Origin of the sequence: Pseudomonas fluorescens, from assembly GCF_902497625.1 — a bacterium.
Lineage (GTDB): Bacteria > Pseudomonadota > Gammaproteobacteria > Pseudomonadales > Pseudomonadaceae > Aquipseudomonas > Aquipseudomonas fluorescens_BQ.
Genome location: NZ_CABVGX010000036.1, coordinates 44371 through 62998, shown reverse-complemented (window position 1 = coordinate 62998; position 18628 = coordinate 44371). Strand labels below are relative to the sequence as shown.

Sequence of the window (18628 nt, the reverse complement as noted above, 5' to 3'; positions counted from 1 at the left end):
GATCTGGTCTGGCTGCGCGCCGCCCGTGCTCACGCCGCCTGGCGAGGAGCCCGGGCAATTGCCGAGGATGACATTGACGCGGTAGCCGAATTCGCCTTGCGCCATCGCCGGCGCGAACAGTCGCCGCCTGCGCCGCAACAAGGTCAGGCACCTTCGGCACAACCCTCGAATCCGCAAGAAGGCCAGGGCCAGTGGGGTGAGCTGCCCGCTCAGGCATTGCCCACCGGCGCCCGCCGTGAAGTTCCGAGCTGGCCAAAAAAGCCCTAGGCATTCGCCTCCGCTCCGACGCGGGGGCGAATGCCAGACCCCGCGCCGGACACCTCGACCAAGGCAAACAGGGCCAGCGTCACATGGCACGCAATGGCTCGATCAACTGGTCCGCAACCTTGCTCAACGGCCGCCCGCGTCAGCGCGCTGATGTGCAGTTCGCAATGCGCACGCGTTCGCCGCGTGAACTGTGGCTGGTGATTGTCGATGCCTCGGCGTCAACCCGTCGGCATCAAGCCTTGAGCGATGCCAAGGGTTTGCTCGCGCAACTGTTCGACGATGCCTATCGCCAGCGCGCTCGTCTGGCGTTGCTGACAGCCAGCGGGCACACGCCGACCTGGCAGGTAGAGGGGCTGAAAGCTTCGGCCGGATTGCGTCAATGGCTGGATGGTTTGGGCGCCGGCGGGGGCACGCCGTTGCTCGCGGCGCTGGATCAGGCGCAGCGATGGCTGAGCGTGCGCCGCAAGCGTTTACCCGCCGAGCAGCAGCGTTTGTTGTTGGTCACAGATGGCCGGATAAAGGAATGGACGGGGTTGCCGATGCTGGACTGTCCGGGGCTGCTGATTGATATCGAACGCGGGCCGATCAGGTTGGGGCGGGCGAAGCAGTTGGCGATGGCGCTGGGGGCCGATTATTGCCATATCGATCAGCTCACGTCGGGCTGAACGCCGCGCCGGTCTCGAGCAAGCCCACTTCAGCACAGAGCGCAAAGCTCACCACGGGTTACTCTCGGCCCGCTCACTGATCGTTCCCACGCTCCGCGTGGTAATGCATCCGGCGACGCTCTGCGTCACGATTGTGCATGGCTGCAGTCCAGCGTTCACTCCGGAACGCGGAGCGTCCCTGGCGGCATCCCCACGCGGAGCGAGGGAACAATCATCAATTTGGAATGCGGACAAACCCAAGAGCCAGGTCGGCTTTCAGGCCGCCTCGGCGGGCTGTGGCGGTTAGCGCCCCGTCGGGAGGCTGAGTGGAGGTTCTGCGCAGTGGGCAACCCGGCATGGATGCCGGGTTAGGCGCGCACGGCCAAGGATGGCCGATCGCGCCGGGCCCACGGAGCAGGACCGGAGCGAAGGCATGGCGAGCTTTAGCGAGCCACCGGACGTCAGGGGCAAGAGCCCTTGGTTACTTGGGGCTCTTCCAAGTGACTCGCCGTAAGGGCGAAACCAATGGCAGCCATCACCGCAGAAACGGATATGTACACCCGCAAAACCTGATCGCCCAAGACATCGCCATCGCCGGCAGGCCAGCTCCTACAGCCGATTGAGTACACCCTCAAAAATCCTGCAAAATCCGAGACCGCCATCGCGAGCAAGCTTTGCTCCCACAACATGTCGGTCCCTGGAATCGAGCAAGCTTTGCTCCCACGCCATGTCAGCCCCCTGAAGGTGGGAGCCAGCCTGCTGGCGATGGCGCCAGAGCGATCCCCGCACATCAGCGAAACAAATTAGTCCGCGCCAGCTCGATCACCTCATCGCCACGCCCGCTCATCACCGCTTTGAGCATGTACAAACTGAACCCCTTGGCCTGTTCAAGCTTGATCGTCGGCGGCATCGCCAATTCCTGCGTAGCCGTCACGACATCAACCAGTACCGGCCCGTCATGCGCAAGTGCACGGCGCAATGCCGCTTCCAGGTCCTCCGATTCTTCAACACGAATCCCCAAAACACCCATCGCGTTGGCCATCGCTGCGAAGTCCGGATTGTGCAGATCGGTGCCCGTGTCGAGCATGCCGCTGGCTTTCATTTCCATCGCAACGAAACCGAGCGAGGCATTGTCGTAGATGATGATTTTCACCGGCAGCTTCAACTGCGCCAACGAAATGAAATCCCCCATCAGCATGCTGAAGCCGCCGTCACCGGACAGCGAAATCACCTGCCGGTCCGGGAACGCTGCTTGCGCACCGATCGCTTGCGGCATCGCGTTGGCCATCGAGCCGTGGTTGAACGAGCCGAGCAAGCGGCGTTTGCCGTTCATCTTCAGATAGCGCGCGGCCCACACCGTCGGGGTGCCGACGTCGGCAGTGAAAATCGCGTCGTCATCGGCCAGCTCGCTGAGCAGGCGCGTGAGGTATTGCGGATGAATCGGCCGGCCGGGCGCGGAGGGCTGCGCCAGATCGTCCAGGCCTTTACGCGCCTTTTCATAATGCTTGAGCGACGACTCGAGGAAGCTCCGATCAGCGCGATACGGCAAACGCGGCAGCAAAGCGGCGAGGGTTTCGCTGACGTCGGCGGCGATCCCCAGGTCCAGCGTGGTACGGCGGCCTAGCGCCTGCGGATCGTGGTCGATCTGAATGATGGTCGCGTCGGTGGGGTAGAACTGCCGATAAGGGAAGTCCGTGCCAAGCAGCACCAGCGTGTCGCAGTTGAGCATCGCATGATAACCGGAGCTGAACCCGATCAACCCGGTCATGCCGACGTCGAACGGGTTGTCCCATTCCACGTGTTCCTTGCCGCGCAATGCATGCACAACCGGCGCGCCAAGGGCATCGGCCAACGCGACGACCTGGTCATGGGCGCCAGCGCAACCGGCGCCGCACATCAGCGTCACGGCTTTGCTCTGGCTCAGCAGTTCAACCAGGTGATCGAGGTCAGTCGGGGCGGGCAGGGTGCGCGGTTTAGACAGCATGGGCCAGGGCTTGAGGTTGTTTTCGACTTCCTGCAGCGCGACGTCACCCGGTATCACCACCACTGCCACGCCACGATTGAGGATCGCGCTGCGCATGGCGCGATGCAGCACCTGCGGCATCTGCGCGGGGTTGCTCACCAGTTCGACGAAATGGCTGCATTCCTTGAACAATTCCTGCGGGTGGGTTTCCTGAAAATAATTCAGGCCGACTTCCGACGACGGAATCTGCGCGGCGATGGCCAACACCGGAACGTGGTTGCGGTGGCAGTCGAACAGTCCGTTGATCAAATGCAGATTGCCCGGCCCACAACTGCCGGCACACACCGCCAGCTCACCAGTCACGGCAGCGTCGGCACCGGCCGCGAAAGCCGCGACTTCCTCGTGGCGCACGTGCATCCATTCAATACTGTCCATGCTGCGCAGCGCTTCGGTGAGGCCGTTGAGACTGTCACCGGTGAGCCCCCAGATGCGCTTTACGCCGGCCTGTTCCAGGGTGGTTGCCAGTTGCTGGGCTAAGGTGATTTTCGCCATGGGGTGCTCCCGCTTAATGAGTGTCCTTGGGTACAAGGGACAGCGGCATGGCGTCCATGACTCCCGGCGATTTGACCGGGATCGGTTTGCGCATCAACGTGCCGACCACCAGCGCGCCCGCTAGAGACAGCAGACCCGCGACCCACAGCAACACGCTGAATCCACCGACGAAGGCCTGGCGGGCCAAAGACTCAATCAACGGACGCGCCGCTTCGGGCACCAGGTTCACGGCCGCCGTCATGTCACCGGCGACCACCCGTGATGCAATTTCCTGCGTGTGTCCAAGCCATTGCCCACCCTGCGCCGAGAAGCTGGCACGCAGCAGTTGCTCGGTATGACTCGCCAGCAAAGCGCCGTAGACGCCGATGGCGAGGACGATCGCACTGAAACGCATGGTGGTGCTCATGCCCGAGGCCATGCCCGTGCGCTCGCGCGGCACGCAGGCCATGATGTTTTTTTGCGTGTCGCCATTGAGCAGGCCGGCACCGGCGCCCGTGACCGCAATCGCCACTGCGAAGACCAGGTAGCCGCCACTGCTCACCGCCCAGGCGCTGAGCAGGTTGCCGCTGCCGACCAGCGTCAGGCCTATCGCCATAATGGTCGCGGGTGGGCATCGTCGAGCCAGACGAACGCCGATGCGCGGGAAAATCAGCATGGTGATGGCGAACGGCAGCATGCCCAGACCTGAGGCGATAGCTGAAAAACCCAGGCCGTTTTGCAGGTAAAACGGCAGCAGCGTCATCATCACTTGGGCGCAGCCGGCATAAACAAACATCCCCAGCAGCGCGCCGATAAAACGCGGGTGCTTGAACAAGTCCAGGTCGACCATCGGCCGTTGCTGGAGCCGTTCAATGATTACAAAAAGCCCGAGCAATACGGCGCCGCCGAGCAATCGAGCATAAGTCAACGGGTTGTTCCAGCCGATGCGGTTGGCTTCGATCAATCCCCAGATCAGGCACAACAGACTGGCACTGAACGCCAGGCTGCCCCACGGATCGAGCCGTGCGGATTGCTCGTCACGGGATTCCGGGATGGCGCGCCAGACCATCGCCATCAAAAACAACCCGACAGGCAGATTAAGGTAGAAAATCCAGCGCCAGCCGATGTATTCGGTGATCACACCGCCAAGGGTCGGCGCGGCGGTCATCGCTACGCCCATGCACGCGCCCCAGAACGCCCAGGCTTTGGCGCGCTCGACTTCGTCGTGAAAAGTGTGGCCGATGGAAGCGAGCGCCGAGGTCAGCAGCAACGCCGCGCCGACGCCCTTGATAGCCCGGGCGATGTCGAGGAACAACGCGTTGGGTGTGGCGCCACAGCCGATGGAGGCGAGAATGAAGATGCCGAGTCCGCACAGAAGGGTTTTTTGCCGGCCGAAGCGGTCAGCAATGCTTCCAGCGGGCAACAGCAGTGCCGCGAACGCCAGCATGTAGGCACTCACGACCCATTCGATGTCAGCAAAATCGGCCCCCAGATCACGAGCGATCGTCGGCAAGGTGACGGCGACGATGTTGGTGTCGAGGACGATCAGCGAACACACGCCAGACGCTGTCAGCAGGGTCAGACGCGGACTGATCCGGTTCATGAGACGATTGCCTGTCGGGCAATACTGGCAAGATCAAGATGTTTGACGGGCATGACCGGGGCTCTCTACTGTAGTGAAAGATGAGCTTAGCCCGACGGCTGAGGCTCATTATTAGCCACGGATCGGCACTTCATTACCTTTGAGCTAATGCACCGATGGATATTCGCCACTTTCGCTACTTTCTGGCCGTTGCCCGTCAAGGCAACTTCACCCGTGCCGCCGAGCAACTCGGTATCGCGCCACCGACCCTGACGCGGCAGATTCAGGACATGGAAAGCGAACTCGGCACGCGGCTGTTCGTGCGTCAGACCCGAGAAGTCAGCCTGACCGAAGCGGGCGCTGCGCTGGTGATCGAGGCTGAAGCCACCGTTCGCCAGTTCGAGTCGGCGCAACGCAATGCGCAACGTGCAGGACGCGGCGACATTGGCCACATCGAATTGGGCTACGTCGCCTCGGCGGTTTACTCTGGACTTTTGCAAAAGCAGGTGCAGGCGTTCAGCCGCGAATGCCCGGACGTCAGCCTGAACGTGCGTGAAAACCCCATGCTCAGTTTGCCGACGTTGGTGCTGGAGGGCCGTTTTGATATCGGTTACGTGCGCTCGCCCATGAACCTGCCCGATGGGCTCGATGCGATTCGCCTGGACGCGGAAGGGTTTGTCCTCGCGTTGTCCGCGCAGTCATGGCTATGCCGTTTGCCAGACATCAATCCCGAGCATTTGCAGGGTGAGATGTTCATCCTCCCGGAGCAGATCAGCGGCACCCTGCAGGTGGCTGCCGAGGGTGGATTCTCGCCCAGGCTCGGCCCTCAACCAGGTGGACTGGTGGCGGTGCTGGCCCTGGTGTCACTGGGACAGGGCGTGGCGGTGGTGCCGGAATCGGTGGTCGGGCATGTGGGGTTGCCGGGTGTGGTGTACCGGCCAATCAAGGGGTGTGAAGCGAGTTCATGGTTGTCGCTGGTCTATCGGCGGTTTGAAAAGTCGGCGGCGGTGGTGCGGTATGTCGAGCGGGTGCGGCAGGTGTCTTGAAGTTTCGTCGGGCAACGCGGAGCAAGCTGCCGGTGAACGGACCTCGGACGGTGGTGTGGCATTCGCGAGCAAGCTTTGCTTCTACCGTTTTGTATCAGGTGTGACTGGGTTTATACAGATTTTGTAATGAATTCCTGCTGTAGGAAAAGTCGCTGCTGAATGTATTCTTCAAGGCCTTTTTCCTTTCTGGATTTGCATGAACGCCCTCCTGGAACCTCCCGGTTTCTCTTTGTTCCCGCACAAACGCGCTGCCTCACCGCACACGAAACACCCGGTCTTGCGCTTTCCGAATCGTTCTGCCATTGCAACTCCACGGCCTTTGAGCCGCGCCTTGCCGTGCCCGGCATTCTGAATTCACTGAAGAGATCGAGATATTTTTATGGAATGGATTGCTGATCCCACCGCGTGGCTGGGCTTGCTGACATTGATCGTGCTGGAGCTGGTGCTCGGCATCGATAACCTGGTGTTCATCGCGATTCTTGCGGACAAGCTGCCACCCGAGCAGCGTGACCGGGCGCGTTTGATCGGCCTGTCGCTGGCGCTGCTGATGCGCCTGGGCCTGCTGGCCAGTATTTCCTGGCTGGTGACGTTGACTCAGCCGCTGTTCGAGGTGTTCGACAAGAGCTTCTCCGGACGAGACCTGATCATGTTGTTCGGCGGAGTGTTCCTGTTGTTCAAGGCCACCATGGAACTGCATGAGCGGCTTGAAGGGCATGTCGGCGAACGCTCGTCCAACACCACCTACGCGTTGTTCTGGCCGATCGTTGCGCAGATCGTCGTGCTCGACGCGGTGTTCTCGCTCGATGCGGTGATTACCGCCGTGGGCATGGTCGATGAACTGGCGATCATGATGATCGCGGTGATCATTTCCATTGGTCTGATGATCGTTGCCAGTAAGCCGCTGACCCGCTTCGTCAATGCGCACCCGACGGTGATCATGCTGTGCCTGGGCTTTTTGATGATGATCGGCTTCGCGCTGACCGCCGAGGGTTTGGGCTTCCACATTCCGAAAGGTTACTTGTACGCGGCCATCGGCTTCTCGATCCTGATCGAGGTCTTCAACCAGATTGCCCGGGCGCGGCGCAAGAAGTCAGCGCAAGGCTTGCGCCCGATGCGCGAACGGACCGCCCACGCCGTGTTGCGTTTACTGGGCGGTCGCAAAGTGGCGGCGGAAGAAGTCGGCGAAGAAATTGCCGACTTGCTGGACAACGGTGAAACGCCGAGCGAAGAGCTGTTCGACCGTCGCGAGCGAGTCATGATCAGCGGCGTTCTGCAACTGGCCGAGCGTCCGATCCGCACACTGATGACCGTGCGCGCCGACGTCGATCTCATCGACCTCGCTGACGATGCCGAGACCATTCGTACGCGGCTTATGCATTCGTCCTACTCGCGGTTGCCATTGATTCGCAACGGTGCTGTGGATGAGCCGCTGGGCTTCGTGCATAAAAAGGAGCTGTTGAAGGAGTACCTCGCGGGTAACGAGCCGAGCCTTGAGCATCTGGCGCGTCAGGCCATCAATCTGCTGGACAGCTATTCGATTCTCAATGCGTTGGAGCAAATGCGCAAAGCCTCGACGCACATTGCATTCGTGGTCAACGAATTCGGCGACTTTGTCGGTGTGCTGACCATGACCGACATCCTTGAGTCGATCGCCGGCGAGTTGCCCGATGCCAGCGAAATCGAAGGCCCGGACGTCGTCGAGGAGCAGGGCGGGTTCATCGTCAGCGGCGCTTTGAACCTGATGCGCGTGCGCCAGCGAACCGGGTTCGCGGCGCAGCCCACCGAGGATTACCAAACCCTGGCTGGATTAGTGGTGAGCCTGCTGGATCGCTTGCCGATGATCGGTGACAGTCCGGAATGGGAAGGCTGGCGGCTGACCGTGGTGGCGGTAGAGGAGCGGCGGGTGACGCGGGTATTTCTGACGCGGATCGGCGGATAATCTCGCCCGCTGCACCAGGCTCTTCGCGGGCAAGCCACGCTCCCACAGTGGATCCGGGGTGATGCATAGGTTGTGTGATCGACAGCTCCCACAGTGGATCTGCGGCGATGCATAGGTTGGTTGATCGACATCACCCCCCTGTGGGAGCGTGGCTTGCCCGCGATGCAGGCGCTTCGATGTATCAGCCAGACCGCGTTGATGCCATCGCGGGCAAGCCACGCTCCCACACTGGATCTGCGGCGATGCATAGGTTGGTTGATCGACATCCCCCCCTGTGGGAGCGTGGCTTGCCCGCGATGCAGGCGTTTCGATGTATCAGTCAGACCGCGTTGATGCCATCGCGGGCAAGCCACGCTCCCACAGTGGATCTGCGGCGATGTATAGGTTGGGTAATCGACATCACCTCCTGTGGGAGCGTGGCTTGCCCGCGATGCAGGCGCTTCGGTGTATCAGCCAGACCGCGTTGATGCCATCGCGGGCAAGCCACGCTCCCACAGTGGATTAAGGGGGATGTATAGGTTGGATGATCGACATCACCCCCTGTGGGAGCGTGGCTTGCCCGCGATGCAGGCGTTTCGGTGTATCAGCCAGCCCGCGTGGATGTACGCGCCCAGGTGCAATACCCGGACTGCGCACCAAATGTGAACCTGGTACCCGCCATCTGTAGCCATCGGTAGCGTCTGATGATTTCAATTGCCGTTGACTAAAACGGCAATTCTCCCCATCCCCCTGATTCAAAACACATTTCAAATTCTCCTTCAGGACAGCCGCATCCTGTGGCACACTTTCTGCTGTCTATTCCGTTGTTACATACCAATGTCCGGTATAGCGGAATAAACATGACCCTGGAGTACTTGCCATGCATCGCCGTCCTTCTTTGTTAAAAGCGTGTGTACTTGTATTCGCGACCACTGCGGCTGCTGTAGGTGTCGCGCAAGCGGCAGACAGCAAGCTCGACAGCGTTCTGGCCCGCGGGAAATTGATTGTCGGCACGGGCAGCACCAACGCGCCGTGGCACTTCCAGGGAGCGGATGGCAAGTTGCAGGGCTTCGATATCGATATTGGCCGCATCGTTGCGAAGGGGTTGTTCAACGACCCGGAAAAAGTCGAATTCGTGGTGCAGTCGTCCGATGCGCGGATTCCCAATCTGCTGACCGACAAGGTCGACATGAGCTGCCAGTTCATCACGGTGACCGCCAGTCGCGCGCAGCAGGTGGCGTTCACGCTGCCGTACTACCGCGAAGGCGTTGGCCTGCTGCTGCCGGCGAACAGCAAGTACAAGGAAATCGAAGACCTCAAGGCTGGCGATGACAGCGTGACCGTGGCGGTGCTGCAGAACGTGTACGCCGAAGAACTGGTGCACCAGGCGCTGCCCAAGGCCAAGGTCGATCAATACGACAGCGTCGACCTGATGTATCAGGCGGTGAACTCGGGGCGCGCGGATGCAGCGGCGACAGATCAGTCGTCGGTGAAATACCTGATGGTGCAGAATCCGGGTCGTTATCGCAGCCCGGCTTATGCCTGGAGCCCGCAGACTTACGCCTGCGCGGTCAAACGTGGCGATCAGGACTGGCTGAACTTCGTCAACACGGCACTGCACGAGGCCATGACCGGCGTTGAATTCCCGACCTACTCGGCGTCGTTCAAACAATGGTTTGGCGTCGATCTGCCGACCCCGGCCATTGGCTTCCCTGCCGAATTCAAATGATCCCGTGAGGGCAGGGCGCGGCTGATGCGCCCTGTTCAAGGTACTGCTGACCATGAACTATCAGTTGAATTTTGCCGCCGTGTGGCGCGATTTCGACACCTTGCTGGTGGGGCTCGGTCTGGGCTTGCAACTGGCACTGGTGTCGATCGCCATCGGCTGCGTGATCGGCCTGCTGATGGCGTTTGCCTTGTTGTCCAAGCATCGCGCGTTGCGGGTGCTGGCGTCGGTGTATGTCACGGTGGTGCGGAACACGCCGATTCTGGTGTTGATTCTGTTGATCTACTTCGCGCTGCCGAGCCTGGGCATTCGTCTGGACAAGATTCCGTCGTTCATCATCACCCTGTCGCTGTACGCCGGTGCTTATCTGACCGAAGTGTTCCGCGGCGGTTTGCTGAGCATTCCCAAGGGCCAGCGGGAAGCCGGCCTGGCGATCGGTCTCGGCGAGTGGCAGGTCAAGGCGTACGTCACCGTGCCGGTGATGCTGCGAAACGTGCTGCCGGCGTTATCCAACAACTTCATTTCGCTGTTCAAGGACACCTCGCTGGCGGCGGCGATTGCCGTGCCGGAGCTGACCTATTACGCGCGCAAGATCAACGTCGAAAGCTACCGGGTGATTGAAACCTGGATGGTGGCGACCGCGCTCTATGTTGCGGCCTGTTACCTCATTGCCATGCTGCTGCGTTACCTCGAGCAGCGTCTGGCGATACGCCGATAGGAGGCCACCATGTACGAATCCCCCAGTTGGTTACATGAGTTATGGGTGGCGCGGGAAGTCCTCTGGCAAGGCTTTCTGACCAGCGTGCAGGTCTCGGCGCTGGCGATTTTGCTCGGTACGATGCTCGGCATCGTCACCGGACTGGTGCTGACCTACGGCACATTCTGGATGCGTGCGCCGTTCCGTTTATACGTCGACATCATTCGCGGCACGCCAGTCTTCGTGCTGGTGCTGGCCTGCTTTTACATGGCGCCGGCACTGGGTTGGCAGATCAGCGCATTTCAGGCCGGGGCCCTGGGGTTGACGCTGTTTTGCGGCTCGCACGTTGCCGAGATTGTGCGCGGTGCGCTGCAAGCCTTGCCCAGTGGCCAGATGGAGGCGAGCAAGGCGATTGGCCTGACATTTTATCAATCCCTCGGCTACGTGTTGTTGCCTCAGGCGCTGCGGCAGATTCTGCCGACCTGGGTCAACTCGTCGACCGAGATCGTCAAGGCCTCGACGCTGTTGTCGGTGATCGGCGTGGCCGAATTGCTGCTGAGTACGCAGCAAATCATCGCCCGCACCTTCATGACCCTGGAGTTTTACCTGTTCGCCGGATTGCTCTTTTTCGTCATCAACTACGCCATCGAATTACTCGGCCGGCACATTGAAAAGCGGGTGGCCTTGCCATGACTCAACCTACCACTATCGCCAGCGCTCAGCCCTTGCTGGACATTCGCGGGTTGCATAAAAAATACGGTCAACTCGAAGTGCTCAAGGGCGTCGACCTGACCATGCAGCGCGGCAATGTCGTCACGCTGATCGGCTCCAGCGGCTCGGGCAAGACCACATTGCTGCGGTGCGTGAACATGCTCGAAGAGTTCCAGGGCGGGCAGATCCTGCTGGACGGCGAGTCGATCGGCTATGACGAAGTCGGCGGCAAGCGTGTACGGCATGCGGAAAAAGTCATCGCCCGCCATCGCGCAATGACCGGCATGGCGTTCCAGCAATTCAACCTGTTCCCGCACCTCAGCGCGTTGCAGAACGTCACCCTCGGCTTGCTGAAGGTGAAAAAAATGCCCAAGGACGAAGCGGTTGCGCTGGCCGAGAAATGGTTGGAACGCGTGGGTTTGCTGGAGCGCCGCGATCACTTTCCGGGGCAGTTGTCCGGCGGTCAGCAGCAGCGCGTGGCGATTGCCCGGGCGATTGCGATGAACCCCAGTTTGATGCTGTTCGACGAAGTGACCTCGGCGCTGGATCCGGAGTTGGTGGCGGAGGTGTTGAACGTGATCAAAGGCCTCGCCGATGAAGGCATGACCATGCTGCTGGTGACTCACGAAATGCGCTTCGCTTTCGAAGTCTCGGACAAGATCGTATTCATGAATCAGGGCCGGATTGAGGAACAGGGGCCGCCCAAGGAACTGTTCGAGCGCCCGCAGTCGCCGCGTCTGGCCGAGTTTCTGAAAAACACGCGGTTCTGAATGCCACAAAATTTCATTTTTACATCAGGAGAAACACTCATGAGCATTACTCGTTACGGCACTGGCAGCACCGCCGCTGGCGGTCAGCCTCGCCCTTTCGCCCGAGCCGTTGAAGCCGATGGCTGGCTACACGTTTCGGGACAGGTGCCGGCGGTGGACGGCGAGATCATTACGGGTGGCATCGTCGAGCAGACCCACCAGGCCATGAAGAACCTGATCGCGATTCTCGAAGAGGCCGGTTATGGCCTGGAGGACGTAGTGCGTGCGGGCGTGTGGTTGGAGGACCCGCGAGATTTCACCAGTTTCAACAAGGTCTTTTCCGAGTACTTCAAAAGTGAGCATGCCCCGGCGCGCGCGTGTGTGCAGGCGAGCATGATGGTGGATTGCAAGGTCGAGATCGATTGCATCGCCTATAAGAAGAAGACTTGAACCCTGCGGTGGATTCTTCGCGAACAGGCTCGCTCCCACAAGAGAACGCATTCCTATGTGGGAGTGAGCCCGCTCGCGATGACGGCCTGACTGTCGACGCAGCACCCTGGTTAAACTCCCGGTACTTTGTATGGGAATCACTGAAATGACCGAAGACACCATCAAACGCCGGGCCCGGGGCCTGGATCGGGCGTTCGATATCCTCGATTTCCTCAAGGAGATCGGCCAACCCCTGCGCCCGAATGAAATCGCCAGCGGGATCGGCAGCCCCAAATCCACGGTTTACGAACTGGTCGCTTCGTTGCTGGAAAGGCGCATCCTCGAACCCGTCGGCAAGGACGGTCACGTCTATCTCGGCCGGCAGCTGTATTTTCTCGGTCAGGCGCACTTGCGCCACTTCGACCTGACCCGCGAAGCCGATCAAGCCTTGCAGGAAATCGTCAGCCGGACCCGCGAAACCGCGCAGATGTGCCTGCTCAACGGCCGCAAATACACCGTGGCATTGATGAAGGAAGGCGAACGGCACTTTCGCATTTCTTCGGACATCGGTGAAAACGCGCCAATCCCGTGGACGGCTTCCGGACGATTGTTGCTCGCGCACTTGAGCGACCAGGCCATCGCTGACCTGATCGACCCTGACGACTTCATTCTGCCCGATGGCGAGCGTCTGCCGCTGGCGCATTTTCTGGCGCAGATCCGTCAGGCGCACGCCGACGGATTTTTCTCCTTTGACAGTGTCGCCGATACCTTCACGCATTGTTTCGCCGCGCCGGTCAAAGACCCGGACGGTGTGGCCATCGCGACCCTGTGCATCGTCGCCCCGCGCGCCGATGCGAAGAAAAACTACAACGACTATCGCCAGGTACTGATCGACAGCGCCAACAGTCTGGCGCGTCGCATCAACGAATAACAGCGGCTGCTCACGGCCGCGTACATGAGGAATTTGAACATGTCTTCTGCCCACTCTTCAGCCGCCGTGGAAAAAGGCGCTGCACACAACGGCGCCAACCTGGTGCGCGACGTCAGCCTGCCCGCGCTGGTCCTGCACCGCGAGGCGCTGGAGCACAACATTCGCTGGATGCAGGCCTTCGTCAGCAACAGCGGGGCGCAACTGGCGCCCCACGGTAAAACCAGCATGACCCCGGCGCTGTTTCGCCGCCAGCTGGACGCCGGCGCCTGGGGCATCACCCTTGCCAGCGCCACGCAAACCCGTGCGGCCTATGCCCATGGCGTTCGCCGGGTGTTGATGGCCAACCAACTGGTTGGCACACCGAACATGGCACTGATTGCCGACCTGCTGGCCGATTCGGCATTCGAATTCCACTGCATGGTCGATCATCCGGACAACGTCGCAGACCTTGGCACCTATTTCGCCTCGCGCGGTGTGCGCCTCAACGTCATGATCGAATACGGCGTGGTCGGTGGTCGTTGCGGTTGTCGCACGGAGGAAGAAGTGATCGCTCTGGCCAAAGCCATTGCGGCGCAACCGGCCCTGGCGCTGACTGGCATCGAAGGTTACGAAGGGGTGATCCACGGTGATCACGCAGAGACCGGCATCCGCGAGTTTGCCTCATCGCTGGTGCGTCTGGCCGTGCAATTGCAGGACAGCGGCGCCTTTGCCATCCCCAAGCCGATCATCACCGCCTCGGGTTCAGCCTGGTATGACCTGATCGCGGAATCTTTCGAGGCGCAGAATGCCGGCGGGCGTTTCCTCAGCGTGCTGCGCCCGGGCAGTTACGTGGCGCACGATCATGGCATTTACAAGGACGCGCAATGCTGCGTGCTCGACCGGCGCAGCGATCTGCACGAGGGCCTGCGTCCGGCGCTGGAGGTCTGGGCGCACGTGCAATCGTTGCCGGAACCGGGATTTGCGGTAATTGCACTGGGCAAACGCGATGTGGCCTATGACGCCGGTTTGCCGGTACCACTGCTGCGTTACAAGGCGGACGTGATACCGGCGGCGGGCGAGGATGCCAGCGCCTGCACAGTGACGGCAGTCATGGATCAGCACGCGTTCATGAGCGTGGCGCCGGGCGTTGAGTTGCGCGTGGGCGATATCATTTCTTTCGGCACTTCCCACCCGTGTCTGACTTTCGACAAGTGGCGGGTCGCCTGCCTGGTGGATGAGCAGTTGAACGTCATCGAGACCATGGAAACCTGTTTTTAAGGCTTTAGACCGAGGTGCGGCCTTCGCGAGCAGGCTCGCTCCCACACTGGAATGCGTTCTCTGTGGGAGCGAGCCTGCTCGCGAAAGGTTCTTCAAGACGACACCGCAACTGCAGAGACTTTATCCCAATGAATACCCCAATCTCCCCACGCATCGCGCTGATCGGCGAATGCATGATCGAGCTCCAGCAACGCGCCGACGGCTCGTTGCAACAAAGCTTCGGTGGCGACACCTTGAACACGGCGGTCTATCTTTCCCGCGAACTGGGCAGCGAGGGCTCGGTGGACTACGTCACGGCGCTGGGAGACGACAGCTTCAGCGATGCCATGTGTCGCAGTTGGGCGCAGGAGAACATCGGTTTGTCGAGGGTCCAGCGACTGCCGGGGCGCCTGCCGGGTCTGTACTGCATCCAGACTGACGCGGCTGGCGAACGACGGTTTCTCTACTGGCGCAACGAAGCCGCCGTGCGCGAGTGCTTCACTACCGCAGCGGCGGCCCCGATTCTGGCGGCATTGCCAACGTACGACGTGCTTTATTTCAGCGGCATAACCCTGGCAGTGCTGGGCGTCCAAGGGCGAGAAAAGTTGCTGGAAGCCTTGATCGAAGCCCGTATGCAGGGTGCGCGAGTCGTCTTCGACAACAACTATCGACCACGTTTGTGGGCGACAGTCGAAGATGCGCGAGCGGCTTATCGCAGCGTTCTGCCCCACGTCGATCTGGCGCTGCTGACCGTCGAAGACGAACAGGCGCTGTTCCACTTTTCCGATTGCGACGCGGTGTTCGCGGCGTATGAGCAAATGGGTACGTCGGAGGTAGTGCTTAAGCGCGGCGCGGAGGCGTGTTTGATTCGGTGTGATGGCGAATTATCAGAAGTGCCCGCGCAGAAGGTCGAGCACGTCGTGGACACGACGGCGGCTGGGGATTCATTCAGTGCGGCTTACCTGGCCTGTCGGCTGAAAGGGGGCAGTCCAGTGCAAGCTGCTGAAGCGGGGCATCGTTTGGCGAGTCGGGTTATTCAGGTGCCGGGGGCGTTGATTCCGCGGTGATGGGAATGGCCGCCTGCTGCGCAGTTTATTCGCGAGCGGGCTCGCTCCCACATTGTGGAATGCGATCAAACAACGAGCCAGGTCGGCTATCAGGCCCGCCTCGGCGGCTGTGGCGGTTAGTGGCCCGTCGGCAGGCTGAGTGGAGGTTCTGCGCGGCGCCATCAATCCCGGTAAAACACTTGGACCAAGTGATAGCCAAACTTGCTCTTCACCGGCCCGTGCACCACCCGCAGCGGTTTCTTGAAAATCACCGCATCAATCACCCCGACCATTTGCCCCGGGCGCACTTCACCAAGGTCGCCGCCACGTTTGCCCGACGGGCAGGTCGAATATTTCCTGGCCAGCACATCGAACGCCTCACCTTTGGCGATGCGTTGTTTCAGTTGCTCGGCTTCTTCCGAGGTTTTCACCAGAATGTGACGGGCTTGAGCTTTCATCAGGACGATACCTTGCAGCGGTGGTGACAACGGGGCGCGCGATTATGCCTCAAGTCACTCGGGATGGTTGATCATCGTGCGGATCTTGCTGGCCAACAGATCGATCGAAAAAGGTTTGGCGACCATGTCCATGCCGTCCTCAAGAAAACCCTGGCGCTCTGCCGCTTTTTCCGCATAACCGGTCATGAACAGCACCTTGAGCTGCGGCCGGTGCTGACGCGCAATTTCCGCCAACTGGCGACCGTTCATGCCAGGCAGTCCGACGTCGGTTACCAATAGATCCACGCGCAGGTCGGATTCAAGCAAGGGCAGGGCGGACTGGGCATCCTTGGCTTCATGGGCGTGATAGCCAAGTTCGTTGAGCAGATTGAGTACCAGCATGCGTACCGCCGGATCGTCCTCGACCAGCACCACCGTCTCCCCGGCAATCGCCGCCGGCGCCTCGCTGGTGAACGGTAACAGCGTCTCTTCAGTTTCCGACAGTAGCAGTCTGGGCAGATACAAACGTACGCACGTGCCTTGGCCCGGCACACTGTCAATGTCGACGTGACCCCCGGATTGCTGGGCGAAACCATAGATCATCGACAATCCCAGGCCGGTGCCCTGACCGATGGGTTTGGTGGTGAAAAACGGGTCGAACACCTTGGCCAGCACCGAAGGCGTCATACCGGTGCCGTTGTCGCTCACAGCGATCATCAGATAATCGCCAGGCTTGGCCGTTTCAGCGGTCGTCACAGCACTGCCGTTAAGGTGCACATTGGCTGTTGCGATCAGCAGTCGGCCGCCGTCCGGCATCGCATCGCGAGCGTTGATCACCAGGTTGAGCAAGGCATTTTCCAGCTGGCTGACGTCAGTGTTGACGGCCCAGATGTCAGTGGCGAGTTGCAGTTGCAGCTCGATGTGATCGCCTTTGGTGCGAGTGAGCAGATCCTCCAGCGAGTGGATCAGATCGTTGACGTTGAGCGGTTTGCGATCCAGCGACTGACGCCGCGAGAACGCCAGCAGACGGTGAGTAAGGGCGGCAGCACGATTGGCGGATGACACAGCCGCCTCGGTGAAGCGGCCGATTTCCGCAGCGCGGCCGTCGGCGATATAACGCTGCACCAGATCGAGACTGCCTATGATACCGGTGAGCATGTTGTTGAAGTCATGGGCAATGCCCCCCGTCAACTGGCCAACCGCTTCCATTTTTTGCGCATGGCGTAACGCATCTTCCGCGCGCTCGCGCTCGAACATCTCACTGAGCAGGTTTTCATTGGCTTCGGCCAGTTGACGGGTGCGCGCGGCTACTCTTTCTTCCAGCGTTTCATTGAGATTGCGCAGGGCTTCTTCAGTCTTTTTGCGCTCGGTTTCATCGATAACAAAAATGTAAAAACCGTTCACCGCACCATCGGCGCCATGACGGGGCAAGTAGTTCATCAAGGCCTGGCGCAGGCTGCCATCACGGTGCGGCGTGCTGATGCTGAAGCGGCAGGTTTTACCGGCAAGCGCCTGGGCAATGTAATCGGCGCGTAAGGCGTAGGCCTCTGACCCCAGCACTTCAAGCACCGTCTTGCCATAGAGTTCCTGGGGTGTCAGGCCGTACCAGTCCAGGTACGCAGCGTTGTTCAGGCGGAAGCGTTCATCGCGGTCGACGTAACTGATCAGGATCGGCATCGCGTTGATGATCAGTTGCAGCTCGGTCTGACTCTGGCGCAAGGCCTGCTCGGTGTGCTTGCGCTCGGTGAGGTCCAGCGCGGCGCCGAGGAAACGAATCGGCCGGCCATGATGGTCCTTGTAGCAACGCCCTCGGGCAAACACCCAGCGCACCTGGCCGTCGGCCTGCAGCAAGCGATATTCTTCGGCGTATTCGGTGGCGTGGGTGATGCAATGCTTGATGCTGCGCATCACCATCGAGCGGTCTTCCGGATGCACTGCCTCCAGGTAATCGCTGATCGGTAAATGGCCGGCGCGCTGCGGGTCGACGCCGTGCAGCTGAGCGAAGTGCGCGTCGGCGATGAAGCGATCTTCGCTGATGTCCCAATCCCAAGTGCCGACCGCGTCGGTGGCAGCCAGCGCCAGTTGCAGTCGCTCCTCGGTTTCGCGCTGCGCTTTGAGGCTGGCGGCGGAGCGCTGTTCGAGTTCCAGTGCGATGCGCCGGCGCTCATTGGTTTCAATAGCAGTGACCAGAATCCCGGCAACTTGCGCACTCTCATCGCAGACAGGGCTGTAGGTCAGGTCCAGCCAGAAATCTGAGTTACCATCGTTGCGCTGCAGGGTGAAGCGCTGCTCGCTATAGCTGCGCACCTGCCCTTGCAGGACCGCTTGGTAAATCGGCGAGGTGAAGTCTTCGAGTTCCGGCCAGACCTGATGCGTCGGCTGCCCGAAGGCGTCAGGGTGCTTGTTGCCCGCAAGGAGCGCGAAACCGTCGTTGTAGATTTGGGTGAGCTGCGGCCCCCAAAGCAACAGCATCGGCATCGGTGAGTGAATGACGATGTCCACCGCGGTACGCAGGCTTTGTGGCCAGGTGCTGGCTGCACCGAGCGGCGTGGCTGCCCAGTCGATTCTGGCAATCAAGGCCTGGGCATCGCTGCCGATAGGTGATGCGTTCATCAAGATTTCCTGCACGTCTGTCGTGTGGCGGCGTCTACTATCCTATGTTGGTAGACGCGGGACGAATTTTTTCGGTCATTTTTTATTCATTGAATGTTTGCG

At 60.6% G+C, this 18628-nt stretch carries 15 protein-coding genes and 1 pseudogene; 12 read left to right on the top strand and 4 right to left on the bottom strand.

What is annotated here, in order from left to right; genetic code table 11:
• Window positions 1-267: pseudogene (locus F8N12_RS20270) on the top strand (magnesium chelatase); the annotation flags it as partial.
• An 83-nt stretch (window positions 268-350) separates the two neighbouring features.
• Window positions 351-932 carry a vWA domain-containing protein gene (locus F8N12_RS20265; RefSeq protein WP_150581973.1) on the top strand — a complete coding sequence of 194 codons (582 nt, stop codon included), beginning with the start codon at window positions 351-353 and terminating at the stop codon, window positions 930-932.
• 769 nt (window positions 933-1701) lie between these two features.
• On the opposite strand, the gene poxB is transcribed toward F8N12_RS20265, so the two are convergent.
• The gene (gene poxB, locus F8N12_RS20260; RefSeq protein WP_150581972.1) at window positions 1702-3426 is read right to left on the bottom strand and encodes a ubiquinone-dependent pyruvate dehydrogenase; all 1725 of its coding nucleotides are present in this window, start codon (window positions 3424-3426) and stop codon (window positions 1702-1704) included.
• Between the two features lie 13 nt (window positions 3427-3439).
• Window positions 3440-5008, bottom strand: a complete 1569-nt coding sequence (locus F8N12_RS20255) for an MFS transporter (RefSeq protein WP_150581971.1) — start codon at window positions 5006-5008, stop codon at window positions 3440-3442.
• Between the two features lie 155 nt (window positions 5009-5163).
• Here F8N12_RS20255 and F8N12_RS20250 point away from each other — a divergent pair, with 155 nt between their 5' ends.
• The 10 genes from F8N12_RS20250 (at window position 5164) to F8N12_RS20205 (ending at window position 15497) form a co-directional block, all read left to right on the top strand.
• Window positions 5164-6033, top strand: coding sequence for a LysR family transcriptional regulator (locus F8N12_RS20250; protein ID WP_150581970.1), 870 nt, complete (start codon window positions 5164-5166; stop codon window positions 6031-6033).
• Window positions 6034-6412: 379 nt separating this feature from the next.
• Entirely contained in the window at window positions 6413-7972 is a 1560-nt protein-coding gene (locus tag F8N12_RS20245) for a TerC family protein (RefSeq protein ID WP_150581969.1), read from the top strand.
• 859 nt (window positions 7973-8831) lie between these two features.
• Window positions 8832-9680: a transporter substrate-binding domain-containing protein gene (locus tag F8N12_RS20240; protein WP_150581968.1), complete on the top strand. Its 849-nt coding sequence runs from the start codon at window positions 8832-8834 to the stop codon at window positions 9678-9680.
• Window positions 9681-9732: 52 nt separating this feature from the next.
• Window positions 9733-10395, top strand: a complete 663-nt coding sequence (locus F8N12_RS20235) for an amino acid ABC transporter permease (RefSeq protein WP_150581967.1) — start codon at window positions 9733-9735, stop codon at window positions 10393-10395.
• Between the two features lie 9 nt (window positions 10396-10404).
• Entirely contained in the window at window positions 10405-11067 is a 663-nt protein-coding gene (locus tag F8N12_RS20230; protein WP_150581966.1) for an amino acid ABC transporter permease, read from the top strand.
• Entirely contained in the window at window positions 11064-11855 is a 792-nt protein-coding gene (locus tag F8N12_RS20225) for an amino acid ABC transporter ATP-binding protein (RefSeq protein WP_150581965.1), read from the top strand. The genes F8N12_RS20230 and F8N12_RS20225 overlap by 4 nt, the downstream gene beginning before the upstream one ends.
• Window positions 11856-11894: 39 nt before the next feature.
• Window positions 11895-12284: a RidA family protein gene (locus F8N12_RS20220; protein WP_150581964.1), complete on the top strand. Its 390-nt coding sequence runs from the start codon at window positions 11895-11897 to the stop codon at window positions 12282-12284.
• Window positions 12285-12429: 145 nt separating this feature from the next.
• A complete protein-coding gene (locus F8N12_RS20215; RefSeq protein WP_150581963.1) occupies window positions 12430-13194 on the top strand; it encodes an IclR family transcriptional regulator in 765 nt (254 codons plus the stop codon).
• Between the two features lie 39 nt (window positions 13195-13233).
• The gene (locus F8N12_RS20210; protein WP_150581962.1) at window positions 13234-14451 is read left to right on the top strand and encodes an amino acid deaminase; all 1218 of its coding nucleotides are present in this window, start codon (window positions 13234-13236) and stop codon (window positions 14449-14451) included.
• 128 nt (window positions 14452-14579) lie between these two features.
• Entirely contained in the window at window positions 14580-15497 is a 918-nt protein-coding gene (locus F8N12_RS20205) for a sugar kinase (RefSeq protein ID WP_150581961.1), read from the top strand.
• A 161-nt stretch (window positions 15498-15658) separates the two neighbouring features.
• Here the strand turns inward: F8N12_RS20205 and F8N12_RS20200 are convergent, their stop codons facing one another.
• A complete protein-coding gene (locus F8N12_RS20200; RefSeq protein ID WP_150581960.1) occupies window positions 15659-15934 on the bottom strand; it encodes a peptidylprolyl isomerase in 276 nt (91 codons plus the stop codon).
• Window positions 15935-15988: 54 nt separating this feature from the next.
• Window positions 15989-18526: a PAS domain-containing protein gene (locus F8N12_RS20195; RefSeq protein ID WP_150581959.1), complete on the bottom strand. Its 2538-nt coding sequence runs from the start codon at window positions 18524-18526 to the stop codon at window positions 15989-15991.
• Window positions 18527-18628: the final 102 nt, after the last annotated feature.

Coding starts and splice junctions, on each gene's coding strand:
- F8N12_RS20245 (WP_150581969.1), top strand. CDS start 6,413: ATGGAATGGATTGCTGATCCCACCGCGTGGCTGGGCTTGCTGACATTG.
- F8N12_RS20250 (WP_150581970.1), top strand. CDS start 5,164: ATGGATATTCGCCACTTTCGCTACTTTCTGGCCGTTGCCCGTCAAGGC.
- F8N12_RS20235 (WP_150581967.1), top strand. CDS start 9,733: ATGAACTATCAGTTGAATTTTGCCGCCGTGTGGCGCGATTTCGACACC.
- F8N12_RS20210 (WP_150581962.1), top strand. CDS start 13,234: ATGTCTTCTGCCCACTCTTCAGCCGCCGTGGAAAAAGGCGCTGCACAC.
- F8N12_RS20220 (WP_150581964.1), top strand. CDS start 11,895: ATGAGCATTACTCGTTACGGCACTGGCAGCACCGCCGCTGGCGGTCAG.
- F8N12_RS20265 (WP_150581973.1), top strand. CDS start 351: ATGGCACGCAATGGCTCGATCAACTGGTCCGCAACCTTGCTCAACGGC.
- F8N12_RS20200 (WP_150581960.1), bottom strand. CDS start 15,934: ATGAAAGCTCAAGCCCGTCACATTCTGGTGAAAACCTCGGAAGAAGCC.
- F8N12_RS20255 (WP_150581971.1), bottom strand. CDS start 5,008: ATGAACCGGATCAGTCCGCGTCTGACCCTGCTGACAGCGTCTGGCGTG.
- F8N12_RS20195 (WP_150581959.1), bottom strand. CDS start 18,526: ATGAACGCATCACCTATCGGCAGCGATGCCCAGGCCTTGATTGCCAGA.
- F8N12_RS20240 (WP_150581968.1), top strand. CDS start 8,832: ATGCATCGCCGTCCTTCTTTGTTAAAAGCGTGTGTACTTGTATTCGCG.
- F8N12_RS20225 (WP_150581965.1), top strand. CDS start 11,064: ATGACTCAACCTACCACTATCGCCAGCGCTCAGCCCTTGCTGGACATT.
- poxB (WP_150581972.1), bottom strand. CDS start 3,426: ATGGCGAAAATCACCTTAGCCCAGCAACTGGCAACCACCCTGGAACAG.
- F8N12_RS20215 (WP_150581963.1), top strand. CDS start 12,430: ATGACCGAAGACACCATCAAACGCCGGGCCCGGGGCCTGGATCGGGCG.
- F8N12_RS20230 (WP_150581966.1), top strand. CDS start 10,405: ATGTACGAATCCCCCAGTTGGTTACATGAGTTATGGGTGGCGCGGGAA.
- F8N12_RS20205 (WP_150581961.1), top strand. CDS start 14,580: ATGAATACCCCAATCTCCCCACGCATCGCGCTGATCGGCGAATGCATG.